At 63.4% G+C, this 16,094-nt stretch carries 13 protein-coding genes; 12 read left to right on the top strand and 1 reads right to left on the bottom strand.

The window, feature by feature from the left end; translation table 11 throughout:
• The first annotated feature begins 287 nt into the window (after positions 1 to 287).
• The 12 genes from arcD (at position 288) to NUH87_RS23475 (ending at position 14,477) form a co-directional block, all read left to right on the top strand.
• Positions 288 to 1,715 carry an arginine-ornithine antiporter gene (gene arcD / locus NUH87_RS23530; RefSeq protein WP_338522881.1) on the top strand — a complete coding sequence of 476 codons (1,428 nt, stop codon included), beginning with the start codon at positions 288 to 290 and terminating at the stop codon, positions 1,713 to 1,715.
• Positions 1,716 to 1,749: 34 nt separating this feature from the next.
• Positions 1,750 to 3,006, top strand: a complete 1,257-nt coding sequence (arcA, locus tag NUH87_RS23525) for an arginine deiminase (RefSeq protein ID WP_338522880.1) — start codon at positions 1,750 to 1,752, stop codon at positions 3,004 to 3,006.
• A 74-nt stretch (positions 3,007 to 3,080) separates the two neighbouring features.
• Positions 3,081 to 4,091: an ornithine carbamoyltransferase gene (locus NUH87_RS23520; protein WP_338522879.1), complete on the top strand. Its 1,011-nt coding sequence runs from the start codon at positions 3,081 to 3,083 to the stop codon at positions 4,089 to 4,091.
• A gap of 10 nt (positions 4,092 to 4,101) precedes the next feature.
• On the top strand, positions 4,102 to 5,031 hold the full coding sequence (arcC, locus tag NUH87_RS23515) for a carbamate kinase (protein WP_338522878.1): 930 nt from the start codon (positions 4,102 to 4,104) through the stop codon (positions 5,029 to 5,031).
• Positions 5,032 to 5,086: 55 nt separating this feature from the next.
• Entirely contained in the window at positions 5,087 to 5,446 is a 360-nt protein-coding gene (locus NUH87_RS23510; protein ID WP_040070288.1) for a DUF5064 family protein, read from the top strand.
• Positions 5,447 to 5,501: 55 nt separating this feature from the next.
• Complete coding sequence (locus NUH87_RS23505) at positions 5,502 to 7,010, top strand: sigma-54-dependent transcriptional regulator (protein WP_338522877.1); 1,509 nt, start codon at positions 5,502 to 5,504, stop codon at positions 7,008 to 7,010.
• A gap of 310 nt (positions 7,011 to 7,320) precedes the next feature.
• On the top strand, positions 7,321 to 7,698 hold the full coding sequence (gene gcvH, locus NUH87_RS23500) for a glycine cleavage system protein GcvH (protein ID WP_338522876.1): 378 nt from the start codon (positions 7,321 to 7,323) through the stop codon (positions 7,696 to 7,698).
• Between the two features lie 9 nt (positions 7,699 to 7,707).
• Positions 7,708 to 10,557, top strand: a complete 2,850-nt coding sequence (gcvP, locus tag NUH87_RS23495) for an aminomethyl-transferring glycine dehydrogenase (protein WP_338522875.1) — start codon at positions 7,708 to 7,710, stop codon at positions 10,555 to 10,557.
• 124 nt (positions 10,558 to 10,681) lie between these two features.
• Entirely contained in the window at positions 10,682 to 12,058 is a 1,377-nt protein-coding gene (locus NUH87_RS23490; protein ID WP_040070292.1) for an L-serine ammonia-lyase, read from the top strand.
• Between the two features lie 58 nt (positions 12,059 to 12,116).
• Positions 12,117 to 13,241, top strand: a complete 1,125-nt coding sequence (gene gcvT, locus NUH87_RS23485) for a glycine cleavage system aminomethyltransferase GcvT (RefSeq protein WP_040070293.1) — start codon at positions 12,117 to 12,119, stop codon at positions 13,239 to 13,241.
• Between the two features lie 426 nt (positions 13,242 to 13,667).
• Positions 13,668 to 13,880 (top strand): cold-shock protein, encoded by a 213-nt coding sequence (locus tag NUH87_RS23480; RefSeq protein ID WP_040070294.1) that lies wholly within the window; start codon positions 13,668 to 13,670, stop codon positions 13,878 to 13,880.
• Between the two features lie 111 nt (positions 13,881 to 13,991).
• The gene (locus tag NUH87_RS23475) at positions 13,992 to 14,477 is read left to right on the top strand and encodes an RDD family protein (RefSeq protein ID WP_338522874.1); all 486 of its coding nucleotides are present in this window, start codon (positions 13,992 to 13,994) and stop codon (positions 14,475 to 14,477) included.
• A 61-nt stretch (positions 14,478 to 14,538) separates the two neighbouring features.
• Here the strand turns inward: NUH87_RS23475 and NUH87_RS23470 are convergent, their stop codons facing one another.
• Complete coding sequence (locus NUH87_RS23470) at positions 14,539 to 15,966, bottom strand: DegQ family serine endoprotease (RefSeq protein ID WP_338522873.1); 1,428 nt, start codon at positions 15,964 to 15,966, stop codon at positions 14,539 to 14,541.
• Between the last annotated feature and the right edge of the window lie 128 nt (positions 15,967 to 16,094).

Here is a 16,094-nt window from a genome sequence, read left to right as displayed (position 1 = left end):
ATTGTTTCAATATTTAACGAGAGAACGAATGTTCACTCGATTAATTATCCCGCGCACTGCTGTATTTATTCGATATAGACGACAAAGGCAGGCACTCAAGCACTCTTTAAAGTTCTGACGCGACAGCTCTGGAACGGTCTTCTTCACGCATTTACCAGTGCATCTTCTCTAAATACTCAAGTCGTTCATAAACAATGGAATGTGCCAATAAACTGATCTGTATCACCTCTCGACTTTATCCCCGGTCCTAGGCTGTAGCCTCACTTCTCCTGGATTGGAGTCATACAATGTCTGAATCTCCCGGAAAACTGCGATTAGGCGCGCTCGTCGCCCTGGTGGTCGGTTCGATGATCGGCGGCGGGATCTTTTCCCTGCCGCAGAACATGGCCGCCAGTGCCGATGTCGGCGCCATCCTGATCGGCTGGGCCATTACCGCGGTGGGCATGTTGACCCTGGCCTTCGTGTTCCAGACCCTGGCCAATCGCAAGCCAAACCTGGACGGCGGGGTCTACGCCTACGCCAAGGCCGGTTTCGGCGACTACATGGGCTTCTCGTCGGCCTGGGGCTACTGGATCAGTGCCTGGCTGGGCAACGTCGGCTACTTCGTCCTGCTGTTCAGCACCCTGGGTTACTTCTTCCCGGTCTTCGGCCAAGGCAATACCCTGGCCGCGGTGGTCGCGGCCTCGGTGCTGCTGTGGGCCGTGCATGGGCTGGTACTGCGCGGCATCAAGGAAGCGGCCTTCATCAACCTGGTCACCACCGTCGCCAAGGTGGTGCCGCTGCTGCTGTTCGTGCTGATCGCGCTGTTCGCCTTCAAGCTGGAGATCTTCAACGCCGACATCTGGGGCGTGAAGAACCCGGACCTGGGCAGCGTGATGAACCAGGTGCGCAACATGATGCTGGTCACCGTCTGGGTGTTCATCGGCATCGAGGGCGCGAGCATCTTCTCCGCCCGCGCGGAAAAACGCTCGGACGTGGGCAAGGCCACGGTCATCGGCTTCATTACCGTGTTGCTGTTCCTGGTGCTGGTGAACGTCCTGTCCCTGGGGATCATGACCCAGCCGGCCCTGGCGAAACTGCAAAACCCGTCCATGGCCGCCGTGCTCGAGCACGTGGTCGGTCACTGGGGCGCGGTGCTGATCAGCGTCGGCCTGGTCATCTCGCTGCTCGGCGCCCTGCTGTCCTGGGTGCTGCTGTGCGCGGAGATCATGTTCGCCGCCGCCAAGGACCACACCATGCCGGCGTTCCTGCGCCGCGAAAACGCCAACCATGTGCCGGCCAACGCCCTGTGGCTGACCAACGCCATGGTCCAGGTCTTCCTGGTCATCACGCTGTTTTCCGCCAGCACCTACCTGTCGCTGATCTACCTCGCCACCTCGATGATCCTGGTGCCCTACCTGTGGTCGGCGGCCTATGCCGTGCTGCTGGCGGTGCGTGGCGAAAGCTATGGACAGGCCCTGGGCGAACGCCGCAAGGACCTGGTTATCGGCACCATCGCCCTGGTCTATGCGATCTGGCTGCTGTATGCCGGCGGCGTCAAGTACCTGCTGCTGTCCGCCCTGCTCTACGCCCCCGGCGTGATCCTGTTCGCCAAGGCCAAGCACGAGCTGGGCAAACCGATTTTCACCCCCGTCGAGAAGCTGATTTTCGCCGCGGTGGTCATAGGCGCCCTGGTGGCGGCCTACGGCCTCTACGACGGCTTCCTGACCCTGTAGCACCCTGTTTGTTCCGCCCTCTGGAGGATCTGCAATGACCACGGAAAAAGTGAAGTACGGCGTTCATTCCGAAGCCGGCAAGCTGCGCAAGGTGATGGTCTGCTCACCGGGCCTGGCGCACCAGCGGCTGACCCCGAACAACTGCGACGAACTCCTGTTCGACGATGTGCTCTGGGTGGCCCAGGCCAAGCGCGATCACTTCGACTTCGTCACCAAGATGCGCGAACGCGATATCGACGTGCTGGAAATGCACAACCTGCTGACCGACATCGTCGGCCAGAAGGAAGCCCTGGACTGGATTCTGGAACGCAAGATCACCGCCAACCAGGTCGGCCTGGGCCTGGTCAACGAAGTCGGCGCCTGGCTGCGCAGCCTGGAACCGCGCAAGATCGCCGAGTTCCTGATCGGTGGCGTCTCGGCCGATGACCTGCCCGGCAGTTTCGGCGGCAAGACTATCGAGATGTTCCGCGACTTCCTCGGCCACTCCAGCTTTATCCTGCCGCCGCTGCCCAACACCCAGTTCACCCGCGACACCACCTGCTGGATCTACGGCGGCGTGACCCTCAACCCGATGTACTGGCCGGCGCGACGCCAGGAAACCCTGCTGGCCAGCGCCATCTACAAGTTCCATCCAGAATTCGTCAACGCCGACTTCCAGGTCTGGTACGGCGACCCGGACCTGGAACACGGCAACGCCACTCTCGAAGGCGGCGACGTCATGCCCCTCGGCAACGGCGTGGTGCTGATCGGCATGGGCGAGCGCTCCTCGCGCCAGGCCATCGGCCAACTGGCGCTGAACCTGTTCAAGCACAAGGCGGTGGAACGGGTGATCGTCGCCGGCCTGCCGAAGTCCCGCGCGGCCATGCACCTGGACACTGTGTTCAGCTTCTGCGACCGCGACCTGGTGACCATCTTCCCGGAAGTGGTGAACCAGATCGTCGCCTTCAGCCTGCGACCTGACGAGAGCAAACCCGGCGGCATCGACATCCGTCGCGAGGAAAGCAACTTCCTCGACACCGTCGCCCAGGCCCTCGGTCTCAAGGCCCTGCGTGTGGTGGAGACCGGCGGCAACAGCTTCGCCGCCGAGCGCGAGCAGTGGGACGACGGCAACAACGTGGTGGCCGTGGAACCGGGCGTGGTGATCGGCTACGACCGCAACACCTACACCAACACCCTGCTACGCAAGGCCGGCGTGGAAGTGATCACCATCAGCGCCGGCGAACTGGGCCGGGGCCGCGGCGGTGGCCACTGCATGACCTGCCCGATCATCCGCGACCCGATCGATTACTGACCGATATTCAAGCCTGCCCTTGCCCCTACGAGGGGTCACGGCAGGCGGATAACCGATACCCGAGGAGATCCAAAATGGCTTTTAACATGCGTAACCGCAGCCTGCTGAGCTTGATGCACCACACCAACCGCGAGCTGCACTACCTGCTCGACCTGTCCCGCGACCTCAAGCGCGCCAAGTACACCGGCACCGAGCAAGCGCACCTCAAGGGCAAGAACATCGCGCTGATCTTCGAAAAGACCTCGACCCGCACCCGCTGCGCCTTCGAAGTCGCGGCCCATGACCAGGGCGCCCACATCACCTATATCGACCCGGTGTCGTCGCAGATCGGCCACAAGGAAAGCATGAAGGACACCGCCCGCGTGCTCGGGCGGATGTTCGATGCCATCGAGTACCGTGGCTTCGAGCAGGACATCGTCGAGGAGCTGGCCCAGTTCGCCGGCGTGCCGGTCTTCAACGGCCTGACCGCCGAGTTCCACCCGACGCAAATGATCGCCGACACCCTGACCATGCGCGAGCACAGCGACAAGCCGCTGCATGACATCAGCTACGCCTACCTCGGCGATGCCCGCTACAACATGGGCAACTCGCTGCTGATGATCGGCGCCAAGCTCGGCATGGACGTGCGCATCGGCGCGCCGAAGGCGCTGTGGCCCCATGAGGATTTCATCGCCCAGTGCCAGGCCTTTGCCGAGGAGAGCGGCGCGCGTATCACCCTCACCGAAGACCCGAAGGAAGCGGTCAAGGGCGTGGACTTCATCCACACCGATGTCTGGGTGTCCATGGGTGAGCCAGTGGAAGCCTGGGACGAACGCATCGAGCAACTGCTGCCGTATCAGGTCAATGCGAAAATGATGAAGGCCTCGGGCAATCCTCGGGTGAAATTCATGCATTGCCTGCCGGCGTTCCATAACAGCGAAACCAAGGTCGGCAAGGACATCGCGGCGCGTTATCCGCACCTGGCCAACGGTGTTGAAGTGACCGAGGAGGTCTTCGAGTCGCCGGCCAACATCGCCTTCGAGCAGGCGGAAAACCGCATGCACACGATCAAGGCGATCCTGGTCTCGGCGCTGGCGGATATCTGAGGACTGCATCATGCGTATCGTCGTAGCACTGGGCGGCAACGCCCTCCTGCGTCGTGGTGAACCCATGACCGCGGACAATCAACGCGCCAATATCCGTACCGCCACCGAGCAGATTGCCAGGATCTACCCCGGCAACCAGTTGGTCATTGCCCACGGCAACGGCCCGCAGGTCGGCCTGCTGTCATTGCAGGCCGCCGCCTACACCCAGGTCTCGCCCTACCCGCTGGACGTACTCGGCGCCGAAACCGAAGGCATGATCGGCTACATCATCGAACAGGAACTGGGCAACCTGCTGGACTTCGAGGTGCCTTTCGCCACCTTGCTCACCCAGGTCGAAGTCGACCCCAGGGACCCGGCCTTCCAGCACCCGAGCAAACCCATCGGCCCGGTCTATGCCAAGGCCGAGGCGGAACGCCTGGCCGCCGAAAAAGGCTGGAGCATCGCCCCCGACGGCGACAAATTCCGCCGCGTGGTCGCCAGCCCCAAACCCAGGCGCATCTTCGAGATCCGTCCGATCAAATGGCTGCTGGACAAGGGCAGCATCGTGATCTGTGCCGGTGGCGGCGGCATCCCGACGCTGTACGACGAGGACGGCAAGCTCAAGGGGATCGAAGCGGTGATCGACAAGGACCTGTGCTCGTCGTTGCTGGCCGAACAGCTGGGCGCCGACCTGCTGGTGATCGCCACCGACGTCAGCGCCGCCTTTGTCGACTGGGGCCAGCCGAGCCAGAAAGCCATCGCCCAGGCCCACCCCGACGCGATCGAAAAACTCGGTTTCGCCGCCGGCTCCATGGGCCCGAAAGTCCAGGCCGCCTGCGAGTTCGCCCGACATACGGGCAAGGTTGCGGTGATCGGATCACTGGCGGATATCGAGGCGATAGTCCAAGGTAAGGCAGGGACGCGGATCAGTACGGCGAGACCCGGCATCACCTATTCATGAGAACCCTCGGGCAGGCCCGTGGCCTGCCCTACTCCATGCCTTGAAGGAGAACACCATGGCCACGTTCGCGCCCGGTCACCTGCATATCCAGCGTGCCGCCTTGCAACCCGGCGATTTCAGCTACGACCTCAAGATCGACTATGAGGTGGTGCAGGATCCGAAGGAAGGCACCTCCATGCAGTTCACCCTGCACGGCGACATCAACCACAAGGCGTTCAGCGAGGTGTTCACACTGCCCAAGGACCTGGCATTCAACTTCGCCAGCGAAGCCTTCCACCTCGCGGTGAAGCACGGCATACCGAAAAACGCCGACCTGCGCACCATGCACGGCTACTACGACAAGATGTTCGAAGACGTGCGCGCGCAACTCCACGCCAAATCCGGCGACCCGGTGAAACCCGAGCATTTGGAGTAACACCCCGGGCCAAGGCATAATTGCCACCCTCGCGCCCGGAACTCCGAATCGCCCCATGCGTATCCACGTCAGTTTCATCGACCGCGTCGGCATCACCCAGGAAGTCCTGGCCCTGCTCGGTGGACGCAATCTCAACCTGGATGCGGTGGAGATGGTCCCGCCCAACGTCTATATCGACGCCCCGACCCTCAGCCCGCAAGTGCTGGAGGAGTTGCGCGAGGCGCTGTTCAGCGTCCGTGGCGTACAGGCGGTGACAGTGGTGGACATCCTCCCGGGGCAGCGCCGGCATCTGCAACTCGACGCCCTGCTCGCGGCCATGACCGACCCGGTGCTGGCCCTGGACAGCGCCGGCCACGTGCTGCTGGCCAACCCGGCGCTGATTGCCCTGTACGGTCGCGAGCCGGCCGGTGAAAGCGTCGCCGAACTGTTTGCCGACCCCGGCCTGCTGGAGGCCCTGCTGGAAAACGGCTTTCGCCTGCCGCTGCGGGAAATCACCGTCAACGGCCAGACCCTGCTGCTGGACGCCACCCCCATCACCGATGCCGGGGCGCTGCTGACCCTCTATCAGCCCAACCGCATCGGCGAGCGCCTGTCGGCCCTGCACCACGACCATGCCGAGGGCTTCGACGCGCTGCTCGGCGAGTCCCCGGCGATCCGTACCCTCAAGGCCCGCGCCCAGCGCGTCGCGGCCCTCGACGCACCGCTGCTGATCCAGGGTGAAACCGGCACCGGCAAGGAACTGGTGGCGCGGGCCTGCCATGCCATCAGTGCGCGCCACGGCGCACCGTTCCTGGCCCTGAACTGTGCGGCGCTGCCGGAGAACCTCGCCGAAAGTGAACTGTTCGGCTATGCCCCCGGAGCCTTTACCGGCGCCCAGCGTGGCGGCAAGCCGGGGCTGATGGAACTGGCGAACCAGGGCACGGTGTTTCTCGACGAAATCGGCGAAATGTCGCCCTACCTGCAAGCCAAGTTGCTGCGTTTTCTCAACGACGGCAGCTTCCGCCGCGTCGGCGGTGACCGCGAGATCAAGGTCAATGTGCGGATCCTCAGCGCCACCCACCGCAACCTGGAGAAGATGGTCAGCGAAGGCAGCTTTCGCGAAGACCTGTTCTACCGGCTGAACGTGCTCAATGTCGAGGTCCCGCCCCTGCGCGAACGCGGCCAGGACATCCTGCTGCTGGCGCGCTACTTCATGCAGCAGGCCTGCACGCAGATCCAGCGACCGGTCTGCCGGCTGGCGCCCGGGACCTATCCGGCGCTGCTGGACAACCGCTGGCCGGGCAATGTGCGGCAGTTGCAGAACGTGATCTTCCGGGCGGCGGCGATCTGCGAGAGCAGCGTGGTGGACATCGGCGACCTGGACATTGCCGGGACCTCGGTGGCGCGCGAGAACGACCCCGAGATCGACAGCCTGGAACAGGCGGTCGAGGACTTCGAGAAAACCCTGCTGGAAAAGCTCTACGTGCAGTACCCCTCGACCCGACAACTGGCCAGCCGCTTGCAGACCTCCCATACGGCCATTGCCCATCGGCTGCGCAAATACGGCATTCCCGGCAAGCCCTGAGAACACCCGCCGCCGCCGGACCCGGCCAAAAACGACCTCCATCTGTACTGAAAGCGCTACAGCGGAACGATTTCGCTACACGCCAGGCCAATCCCCATCCCACAAGGCTTTGATCCTGCTGGGCTTTTTTTCTCCTCCCCAGCTGTAGCGATTTCGCTACAGCGGCGGGCTCACGGGCGCCGTAAAAACCCCTCAACCCCTTGATTTACAGGCCTTGCGCAATATTGGCCACAAACTTGCTATGGGAACTCCCATTCAGCGGGACGTCGATCCCGCATCCCCTGCGAGTCTGGCCCCCCTAGGAGTTTCCATGAGCGAGTTGCGTTTTACTGAAGACCACGAATGGCTGCGTACCGAAGCCGATGGCAGTGTCACGGTCGGCATCACGGCTTTCGCCCAGAACGCCCTGGGCGACGTGGTGTTTGTGCAACTGCCGGAGCTGCAGCACTACGAAAAAGGCGCCGAAGCCGCCACCGTGGAATCGGTCAAGGCCGCCAGCGGCGTGTACATGCCCCTGGACGGTGAAGTGCTCGAGTCCAACCCGGAACTGACGGACAGCCCCGAGCTGGTCAACGAAGACCCGCTGGGCGCCGGCTGGTTCTTCCGCTTCCAGCCAACCGATGCCTCGGCAGTCGCTAAACTGCTGGATCAGGATGCCTACGACCGCCTGATCAAAGCCAACGCCTGAGGAACCGTCATGACTGTCAATCTCAGCACCGCCAACGAATTCATCGCCCGTCATATCGGCCCGCGTCAGGCAGACGAGCAGGCCATGCTCGAAACCCTCGGTTTCGACTCCCTGCAAGCCCTGAGCGCCAGCGTGATCCCCGACAGCATCAAGGGCACCAGCGTCCTTGACCTCGGGGCCGGGCAAAGCGAAGCCGACGCCCTGGCGTCGATCAAGGCCATCGCTGCGAAAAACCAGCTGTTCAAGACCTACATCGGCCAGGGCTACTACAACTGCCACACGCCGGCGCCGATCCTGCGCAACCTGCTGGAAAACCCGGCCTGGTACACCGCCTACACCCCGTACCAGCCGGAAATCTCCCAGGGCCGCCTGGAAGCGCTGCTGAACTTCCAGACCCTGATCAGCGACCTCACCGGCCTGCCGATCGCCAACGCCTCGCTGCTCGACGAAGCCACCGCCGCCGCCGAAGCCATGACCTTCTGCAAGCGCCTGAGCAAGAACAAGGGCAGCAACGCCTTCTTCGCCTCCGTGCACTGCCATCCGCAGACCCTCGACGTGCTGCGCACCCGTGCCGAGCCCCTGGGCATCGACGTGGTGGTGGGCGACGAACGTGAACTGACCGACGTCAGCCCGTTCTTCGGCGCCCTGCTGCAATACCCGGCGAGCAACGGCGATCTGTTCGACTACCGCGAACTGAGCCAGCGCTTCCACGCCGCCAACGCCCTGGTGGCCGTCGCCGCCGACCTGCTGGCCCTGACCCTGCTGACGCCTCCGGGCGAGTTCGGTGCCGACGTCGCCATCGGCAGCGCCCAGCGCTTCGGCGTGCCGCTGGGCTTCGGCGGCCCGCACGCGGCCTACTTCTCCACCCGCGATGCGTTCAAGCGCGACATGCCCGGTCGTCTGGTCGGCGTCTCGGTAGACCGTTTCGGCAAGCCGGCCCTGCGCCTGGCGATGCAGACCCGCGAGCAACATATCCGTCGCGAGAAAGCCACCAGCAACATCTGCACCGCCCAGGTCCTGCTGGCCAACATCGCCAGCATGTACGCGGTGTACCACGGTCCGAAGGGCCTGACCCAGATCGCCCAGCGCATCCACAGCTTCACCGCGATCCTCGCCAAGGGCCTGGAGGCACTGGGTGTGGCGGTCGAGCAGAAGAACTTCTTCGACACCCTGACCCTCGACACCGGTGCCCAGACCGCCGCCCTGCACGAGCAGGCCCGCGCCCAGCGCATCAACCTGCGCGTCGTCGACGCCCAACGCCTGGGCCTGTCCCTGGACGAAACCACCAACCAGGCCGACATCGAGACCCTGTGGGGCCTGTTGGCCGGCGGCAAGGCGCTGCCGGACTTCAACGCCCTGGCTGCGTCGGTGCAAAGCCGTATCCCGGCCGAGTTGGTGCGCCAATCGGCGATCCTCAGCCACCCGGTGTTCAACCGCTATCACTCGGAAACCGAGCTGATGCGCTACCTGCGCAAGCTGGCCGACAAGGACCTGGCCCTGGATCGCACCATGATCCCGCTGGGCTCCTGCACCATGAAGCTCAACGCCGCCAGCGAAATGATCCCGGTGACCTGGGCCGAATTCGGCGCCCTGCACCCGTTCGCCCCGGCCGAGCAGAGCGCCGGCTACCAGCAACTGACCGATGAGCTGGAAGCGATGCTCTGCGCCGCTACCGGCTACGACGCGATTTCCCTGCAACCGAACGCCGGTTCCCAGGGCGAATACGCCGGCCTGCTGGCGATCCGTGCCTACCACCAGAGCCGTGGCGACGAGCGCCGCGACATCTGCCTGATCCCGTCGTCGGCCCACGGCACCAACCCGGCCACCGCGAACATGGCCGGCATGCGCGTCATCGTCACCGCCTGCGATGCCCGCGGCAACGTCGATATCGAAGACCTGCGGGCCAAGGCCGTCGAGCACCGCGAGCACCTCGCCGCGCTGATGATCACCTACCCGTCGACCCACGGCGTGTTCGAGGAAGGCATCCGCGAGATCTGCGGGATCATTCATGACAACGGCGGCCAGGTGTACATCGACGGCGCCAACATGAACGCCATGGTCGGCCTCTGCGCCCCGGGCAAGTTCGGCGGCGATGTATCGCACCTGAACCTGCACAAGACCTTCTGCATCCCCCACGGCGGTGGCGGCCCGGGCGTCGGCCCGATCGGCGTGAAATCGCACCTGGCGCCGTTCCTGCCGGGTCACGCGAGCATGGAGCGCAAGGAAGGCGCGGTGTGCGCGGCACCGTTCGGCAGCGCGAGCATCCTGCCGATCACCTGGATGTATATTCGCATGATGGGTGGCGAAGGCCTCAAGCGCGCCTCGCAGCTGGCGATCCTCAATGCCAACTACATCGCCCGGCGCCTGGAAGAGCACTACCCGGTGCTCTACAGCGGCAGCAACGGCCTGGTGGCGCACGAGTGCATCCTCGACCTGCGTCCGCTGAAAGACAGCAGCGGCATCAGTGTCGATGACGTCGCCAAGCGCCTGATCGATTTCGGTTTCCATGCCCCGACCATGTCGTTCCCGGTGGCCGGCACCCTGATGATCGAGCCGACCGAAAGCGAATCCAAGGAAGAACTGGACCGCTTCTGCGACGCCATGATCCACATCCGCGAAGAAATCCGCGCGGTGGAAAACGGCAGCCTGGACAAGGACGACAACCCGTTGAAGAACGCCCCGCACACCGCGGCGGAGATCGTCGGCGAGTGGTTCCATCCGTACAGCCGCGAACAGGCGGTGTACCCTGTGGCTTCGTTGATCGAAGGCAAGTACTGGCCGCCGGTCGGGCGTGTCGACAACGTGTTCGGCGACCGCAACCTGGTGTGCGCCTGCCCGTCGATCGAGAACTACGCGTAACCCAGCCGGGTCGATCGTTCCCATGCTCTGCGTGGGAACGATCAAACCCTGTAGGAGCCGGCTTGCTGGCTCCTACAGGACACCGCGTCCATCACCATAATAAGAACGACCCCGGAGAACCAACATGTCCCTGAGCGTGTTCGACCTGTTCAAGATCGGCATCGGTCCCTCCAGCTCCCATACCGTCGGTCCGATGCGTGCAGCCGCGCGTTTCGTCGAGGGCCTGCGGCGCGAGCACCTGCTGGAACAGACCACCTGCGTCAAAGTCGAGCTGTACGGCTCGCTGGGCGCCACCGGCAAAGGCCACGGCAGCGACAAGGCCGTGCTCCTGGGCCTGGAAGGCGAACACCCGGATACCGTCGATACAGAAACCGTCAACGCCCGCCTGCATGCCATTCGCAGCAGCGGACGCCTAAACCTGCTCGGCGAGCACTCCATCGAATTCAATGAAAAACTCCACCTGGCGATGATCAGGAAACCCCTGGCCTATCACCCCAATGGCATGATCTTCCGCGCCTTCGATGCTGCCGGCATCCAGGTCCGCAGCCGCGAGTACTACTCGGTGGGCGGCGGTTTCGTGGTGGATGAAGACGCTGCCGGCGCCGACCGGATCGTCGAAGACAGCACGCCGCTGACCTTCCCGTTCAAAAGCGCCAAGGAACTGCTGGGCCATTGCAGCACCTACGGCCTGTCCATCAGCCAGGTGATGCTGACCAACGAAAGCGCCTGGCGCCCGGAAGCGGAAACCCGCGCCGGCCTGCTGAAGATCTGGCAGGTGATGCAGGACTGCGTCGACGCCGGTTGCCGCAATGAAGGCATCCTCCCCGGAGGCCTGAAGGTCAAGCGTCGGGCCGCGGCGCTGCATCGGCAATTGTGCAAACACCCGGAAGCGGCGCTGCGCGATTCGCTGTCGGTGCTGGACTGGGTCAACCTCTATGCCCTGGCGGTCAATGAAGAAAACGCCAGCGGCGGGCGCGTGGTCACCGCCCCCACCAACGGTGCGGCCGGGATCATCCCCGCCGTGCTGCATTACTACATGCGCTTCATTCCCGGCGCCAACGAAGACGGTGTGGTGCGCTTCCTGCTCACCGCCGCCGCCATCGGCATTCTCTACAAGGAAAACGCCTCGATCTCCGGCGCCGAAGTCGGCTGCCAGGGCGAGGTCGGCGTGGCCTGCTCGATGGCCGCCGGGGCCTTGTGCGAAGTGCTCGGCGGCACGGTGCAACAGGTGGAGAACGCCGCCGAAATCGGCATGGAACACAACCTCGGCCTGACCTGCGACCCTATCGGCGGGCTGGTGCAAGTGCCCTGCATCGAACGCAATGCCATGGGTTCGGTGAAAGCCATCAATGCCGTGCGCATGGCCTTGCGCGGCGACGGCCAGCACTTCGTCTCCCTCGACAAGGTGATTCGCACCATGCGCCAGACCGGCGCCGACATGAAAAGCAAATACAAGGAGACCGCCCGCGGCGGTCTGGCCGTCAACATCATCGAGTGCTGATCCTCACTCAAGGGGGGACCGGGCCTGCCCGCCCCCTGCACACTTACCAGGAGCTGCAATGTCCACCGAATCCCTGAAGCAAACCCCGCTGCACGCCCTGCACCTGCAACTCGGCGCGCGCATGGTGCCGTTCGCCGGCTACGACATGCCGGTGCAATACCCGCTGGGCGTGATGAAAGAACACCAGCACACCCGCGAACAAGCCGGGTTGTTCGATGTCTCGCACATGGGCCAGATCCGCCTGGTGGGCGCCGGCGCCGCCAAGGCCCTGGAAGCCCTGGTACCGGTGGACATCGTCGACCTGCCGGTGGGCATGCAGCGTTATGCGATGTTCACCAACGAATCCGGCGGCATCCTCGATGACCTGATGGTCGCCAACCTGGGCAACGACGAACTGTTCCTGGTGGTCAACGCCGCCTGCAAGGACCAGGACCTGGCGCACCTGCAAAAGCACCTGGGCCACCTGTGCGAGGTCCAGCCGCTGTTCGAGGAACGTGCCCTGCTCGCCCTGCAAGGCCCGGCCGCGGTCAGCGTGCTGGCGCGCCTGGCCCCTGAAGTGACGAAAATGACCTTCATGCAGTTCGCCGCCGTGCGCCTGCTGGGGGTGGACTGCTATGTCAGCCGCTCCGGCTACACCGGCGAAGACGGTTTCGAGATTTCCGTACCGGCGGCCAGCGCCGAATCCCTGGCCCGCAGCCTGCTGGCCGAAACCGAGGTCGAGGCCATCGGCCTGGGCGCCCGCGACTCCCTGCGCCTGGAAGCCGGCCTGTGCCTGTACGGGCACGACATGAACGCCCAGACCACCCCGGTCGAGGCCAGCCTGCTCTGGGCAATCTCCAAGGTACGGCGCGCCGACGGTGCGCGGGCCGGCGGCTTCCCGGGCGCCGAAACCGTCTTCGCCCAGCAGCAACAAGGCGTACCCCGCAAGCGTGTGGGTCTGTTACCGCAGGAGCGCACACCGGTGCGCGAAGGCGCGGAAATCGTCGATCAGGACGGCAGCGTGATCGGCAGCGTGTGCAGCGGCGGCTTCGGTCCGACCCTGGCCGGCCCTCTGGCCATGGGCTATGTAGACAGCGCGCACGCCGCGCTGGACAGCGAAGTCTGGGCCATCGTGCGGGGCAAGCGCGTCCCCCTCAAGGTCAGCAAAATGCCTTTTGTTCCACAGCGTTACTACAGGGGCTAATACAGCGCTATCAACAGGGGGCGATCCCCCTGTTGATACCTACAGTAACAACTAACGCAATGCTGAAACAGTGCACTACCTTGTCACGCAACCGCCACAAAACAGTGCATATATTCGCCAATGAACTTGCCTTATAACGGGCGAAAATAAGCGAGCCCACCCAAAGGGCCGGCGATGGCCCGCAAGGCCGCACAAACACCGCTGAACAGGCGTAAACCGGCGGGTTTCGCGGGGCTTGTTTTTCCTCCCGGAGTTGGCGTAGAGTTTCTCTACTGTGTTTGCATGGGTCGCTTGGAATCGTGACCTGGGCAGTAGCCTGAAGTTTGCTACAACCCGTTCGACGTCTCTTACTTTCCTGCAACCCAGCCCAGTACTCTTTCCAATGAAAGGGGCTGTCATTAATTTTAGCGTCAAGGAAATAAGAAAATGGCTGAACGTCAGAGCGGTACCGTCAAGTGGTTTAACGACGAGAAAGGTTTTGGTTTTATCACTCCAGAAAGCGGTCCGGATCTGTTCGTCCATTTCCGCGCTATTCAGGGCAGCGGCTTCAAGAGCCTGAAAGAAGGCCAGAAAGTGACCTTCGTCGCCGTGCAGGGCCAGAAAGGCATGCAGGCTGATGAAGTGGTTGCGGAAGCCTGATCCCGTCGGGAACTCACCTTCTTGCAATGAAAAGCCCCTGATATTGATATCAGGGGCTTTTTTATGGGCGCAATTTCGTAAAATGGTGCTTTCAGTCCCGAGAGAGCCGTCATGTCGAAACACGCGCTGAGCCCCCAGGGCGATTTCCCCGCTGCCGGCCTGGGCCGTCGCCTGGCCGCGATGTTCTATGACTTCCTGCTGTGTACGGCGCTGCTGATCGTCACCAGCTTTGTCTACAAGCTGGTGCAGATGTCGATCATCGGCGAGGCGCAACTCAGGAAGCTGTCCGATGCCGGCGCACTGGATGGCGACCCGTTGCTGTCAACGATCCTGCTGTTCGTGCTGTTCGGCTTTTTCGCCAAGTTCTGGACCTACAAGGGCCAGACCCTGGGCATGCAGGTCTGGGGGATTCGCGTACAGAACGCCGACGGTACGGCCATCAGCCTCTGGCAGGCGCTGCTGCGCTTTATGGTGTCCATTGCCTCCTGGCTGTTCGGCCTGGGCTTCCTGTGGTCGCTGGTCGACAAGCAGAAGCGCAGCTGGCACGACATCTATTCCAACAGCCAATTGGTACGACTGCCCAAACGCACCCAGTGATCGGACATGAAAAAGCCCCGAACCAGTCGGGGCTTTTTCATACAGTCACTTTCAGTCCGGCTTATTCGGCCAGCTTGAAGGTAATGAAGCTGGCCCGTCCCTGACGCAGTACGCGCATGGACACCGAACGATTCTTCGGCAGGGCCTTGGCGATCTCGGTGAACTGCGCCGCGCTGGTGATCGCCTGGTTGTTCAGGTGGGTGATCACATCGCCCGGCTGCAGGCCGATCAGAGCGGCAGGACCGTCCTGGACGTCCTTGATGACCACGCCACCCTTGAGGTCGTTGGCCTTCTTCTGCTCATCGCTCAGCTCGACCACGGAGATCCCCAGGCGGTTGCTGCTGCGCTCGGCACCATCAGCCTTGGCGATGTCCATTTCCTTGCCTTCGTCCGGAATCGCACCGACCGTCAGGTCCACGGTCTTGCGCTTGCCTTCACGAATCACCACCAGGGACGCCTTCTCGCCAGCCTTCAACGCACCGACCAGATGCGGCAGGTCAGCCGACATCTCGATCGGCTGGCCGTTCATGCTGAGGATCACGTCACCAACCTGCAAGCCACCCTTGGCCGCCGGACCACCGTCCTGCACCTGGGCCACCAGGGCGCCGGCCGGCTTCTCCAGGCCGAACGACTCGGCCAGGTCCTTGTTGACCTCCTGGATCACCACGCCCAACCAGCCACGGCTGACCTTGCCGCCGGCCTTCAGTTGATCGGAGACATCCATGGCCACGTCGATCGGGATCGCGAAGGAAACCCCCATGAAGCCGCCGGAGCGGGTGTAGATCTGCGAGTTGATCCCGACCACTTCACCATTGAGGTTGAACAGCGGGCCACCGGAGTTACCCGGGTTGATCGGCACGTCGGTCTGGATGAACGGTACGTAGTTCTCGTTTGGCAGGCTGCGGCCCACGGCGCTGACGATGCCCTGGGTCACGGTATGGTCAAAGCCAAAGGGCGAACCGATGGCCACGACCCACTGGCCGGGTTTCAGGTCCTTGGACTTGCCCAGCTTGAGGGTCGGCAGGTCCTTGCCATCGATCTTCAACAGCGCCACGTCGGAACGTGGGTCGGTACCCACCAGCTTGGCCTTCATTTCGCTGCGATCGGCCAGGCGCACCAGGATCTCGTCCGCATCGGCGACCACGTGGTTGTTGGTCAGGATGTAGCCGTCCTTGGAGATGATGAAGCCCGAGCCCAGGGACTGGGCTTCACGCTGGCGACCGCCACCACCGCCTTTCGGACTGCGCGGCTGCGGAAAGCCGCGGAAGAATTGCTGGATTTCCGGCGGCAGGCCTTCGAGGCCCTGAATGTCGGAGACCTTGCGGTCCGGCAGCTTCTGGGTGGTACTGATGTTGACCACCGCCGGCGAGGTCTGCTCCGCCAGTTGGGTGAAGTCGGGCAACTCAACGGCCTGGGCGGTCACCGCCTGGCTCAGCACCAGGACGGTGGCAACAATGGACAGATAAGACTTCAAGCGTGGTATCGACATAGGGCTCCCGTGAACAACGAGCATGATTAAGCGATAGGCCCCTGCAAACCCCGGGCATGACGCGCCGGGACTTCCGGACCGGGAACGACAAACAAGGCCAGAGCCGAGAGGCTCTGACCTATAGGAAA

This window comes from Pseudomonas batumici (assembly GCF_036585405.1).
In the GTDB taxonomy this organism is placed as follows: Bacteria; Pseudomonadota; Gammaproteobacteria; order Pseudomonadales; family Pseudomonadaceae; genus Aquipseudomonas; species Aquipseudomonas batumici.
This window is presented reverse-complemented; position numbering and strand designations above follow the sequence as displayed.

Bases quoted from the DNA above. Each gene is read 5' to 3' on its own strand.
- arcD (WP_338522881.1), top strand. From the start codon at position 288: ATGTCTGAATCTCCCGGAAAACTGCGATTAGGCGCGCTCGTCGCCCTG.
- arcA (WP_338522880.1), top strand. From the start codon at position 1,750: ATGACCACGGAAAAAGTGAAGTACGGCGTTCATTCCGAAGCCGGCAAG.
- NUH87_RS23520 (WP_338522879.1), top strand. From the start codon at position 3,081: ATGGCTTTTAACATGCGTAACCGCAGCCTGCTGAGCTTGATGCACCAC.
- arcC (WP_338522878.1), top strand. From the start codon at position 4,102: ATGCGTATCGTCGTAGCACTGGGCGGCAACGCCCTCCTGCGTCGTGGT.
- NUH87_RS23510 (WP_040070288.1), top strand. From the start codon at position 5,087: ATGGCCACGTTCGCGCCCGGTCACCTGCATATCCAGCGTGCCGCCTTG.
- NUH87_RS23505 (WP_338522877.1), top strand. From the start codon at position 5,502: ATGCGTATCCACGTCAGTTTCATCGACCGCGTCGGCATCACCCAGGAA.
- gcvH (WP_338522876.1), top strand. From the start codon at position 7,321: ATGAGCGAGTTGCGTTTTACTGAAGACCACGAATGGCTGCGTACCGAA.
- gcvP (WP_338522875.1), top strand. From the start codon at position 7,708: ATGACTGTCAATCTCAGCACCGCCAACGAATTCATCGCCCGTCATATC.
- NUH87_RS23490 (WP_040070292.1), top strand. From the start codon at position 10,682: ATGTCCCTGAGCGTGTTCGACCTGTTCAAGATCGGCATCGGTCCCTCC.
- gcvT (WP_040070293.1), top strand. From the start codon at position 12,117: ATGTCCACCGAATCCCTGAAGCAAACCCCGCTGCACGCCCTGCACCTG.
- NUH87_RS23480 (WP_040070294.1), top strand. From the start codon at position 13,668: ATGGCTGAACGTCAGAGCGGTACCGTCAAGTGGTTTAACGACGAGAAA.
- NUH87_RS23475 (WP_338522874.1), top strand. From the start codon at position 13,992: ATGTCGAAACACGCGCTGAGCCCCCAGGGCGATTTCCCCGCTGCCGGC.
- NUH87_RS23470 (WP_338522873.1), bottom strand. From the start codon at position 15,966: ATGTCGATACCACGCTTGAAGTCTTATCTGTCCATTGTTGCCACCGTC.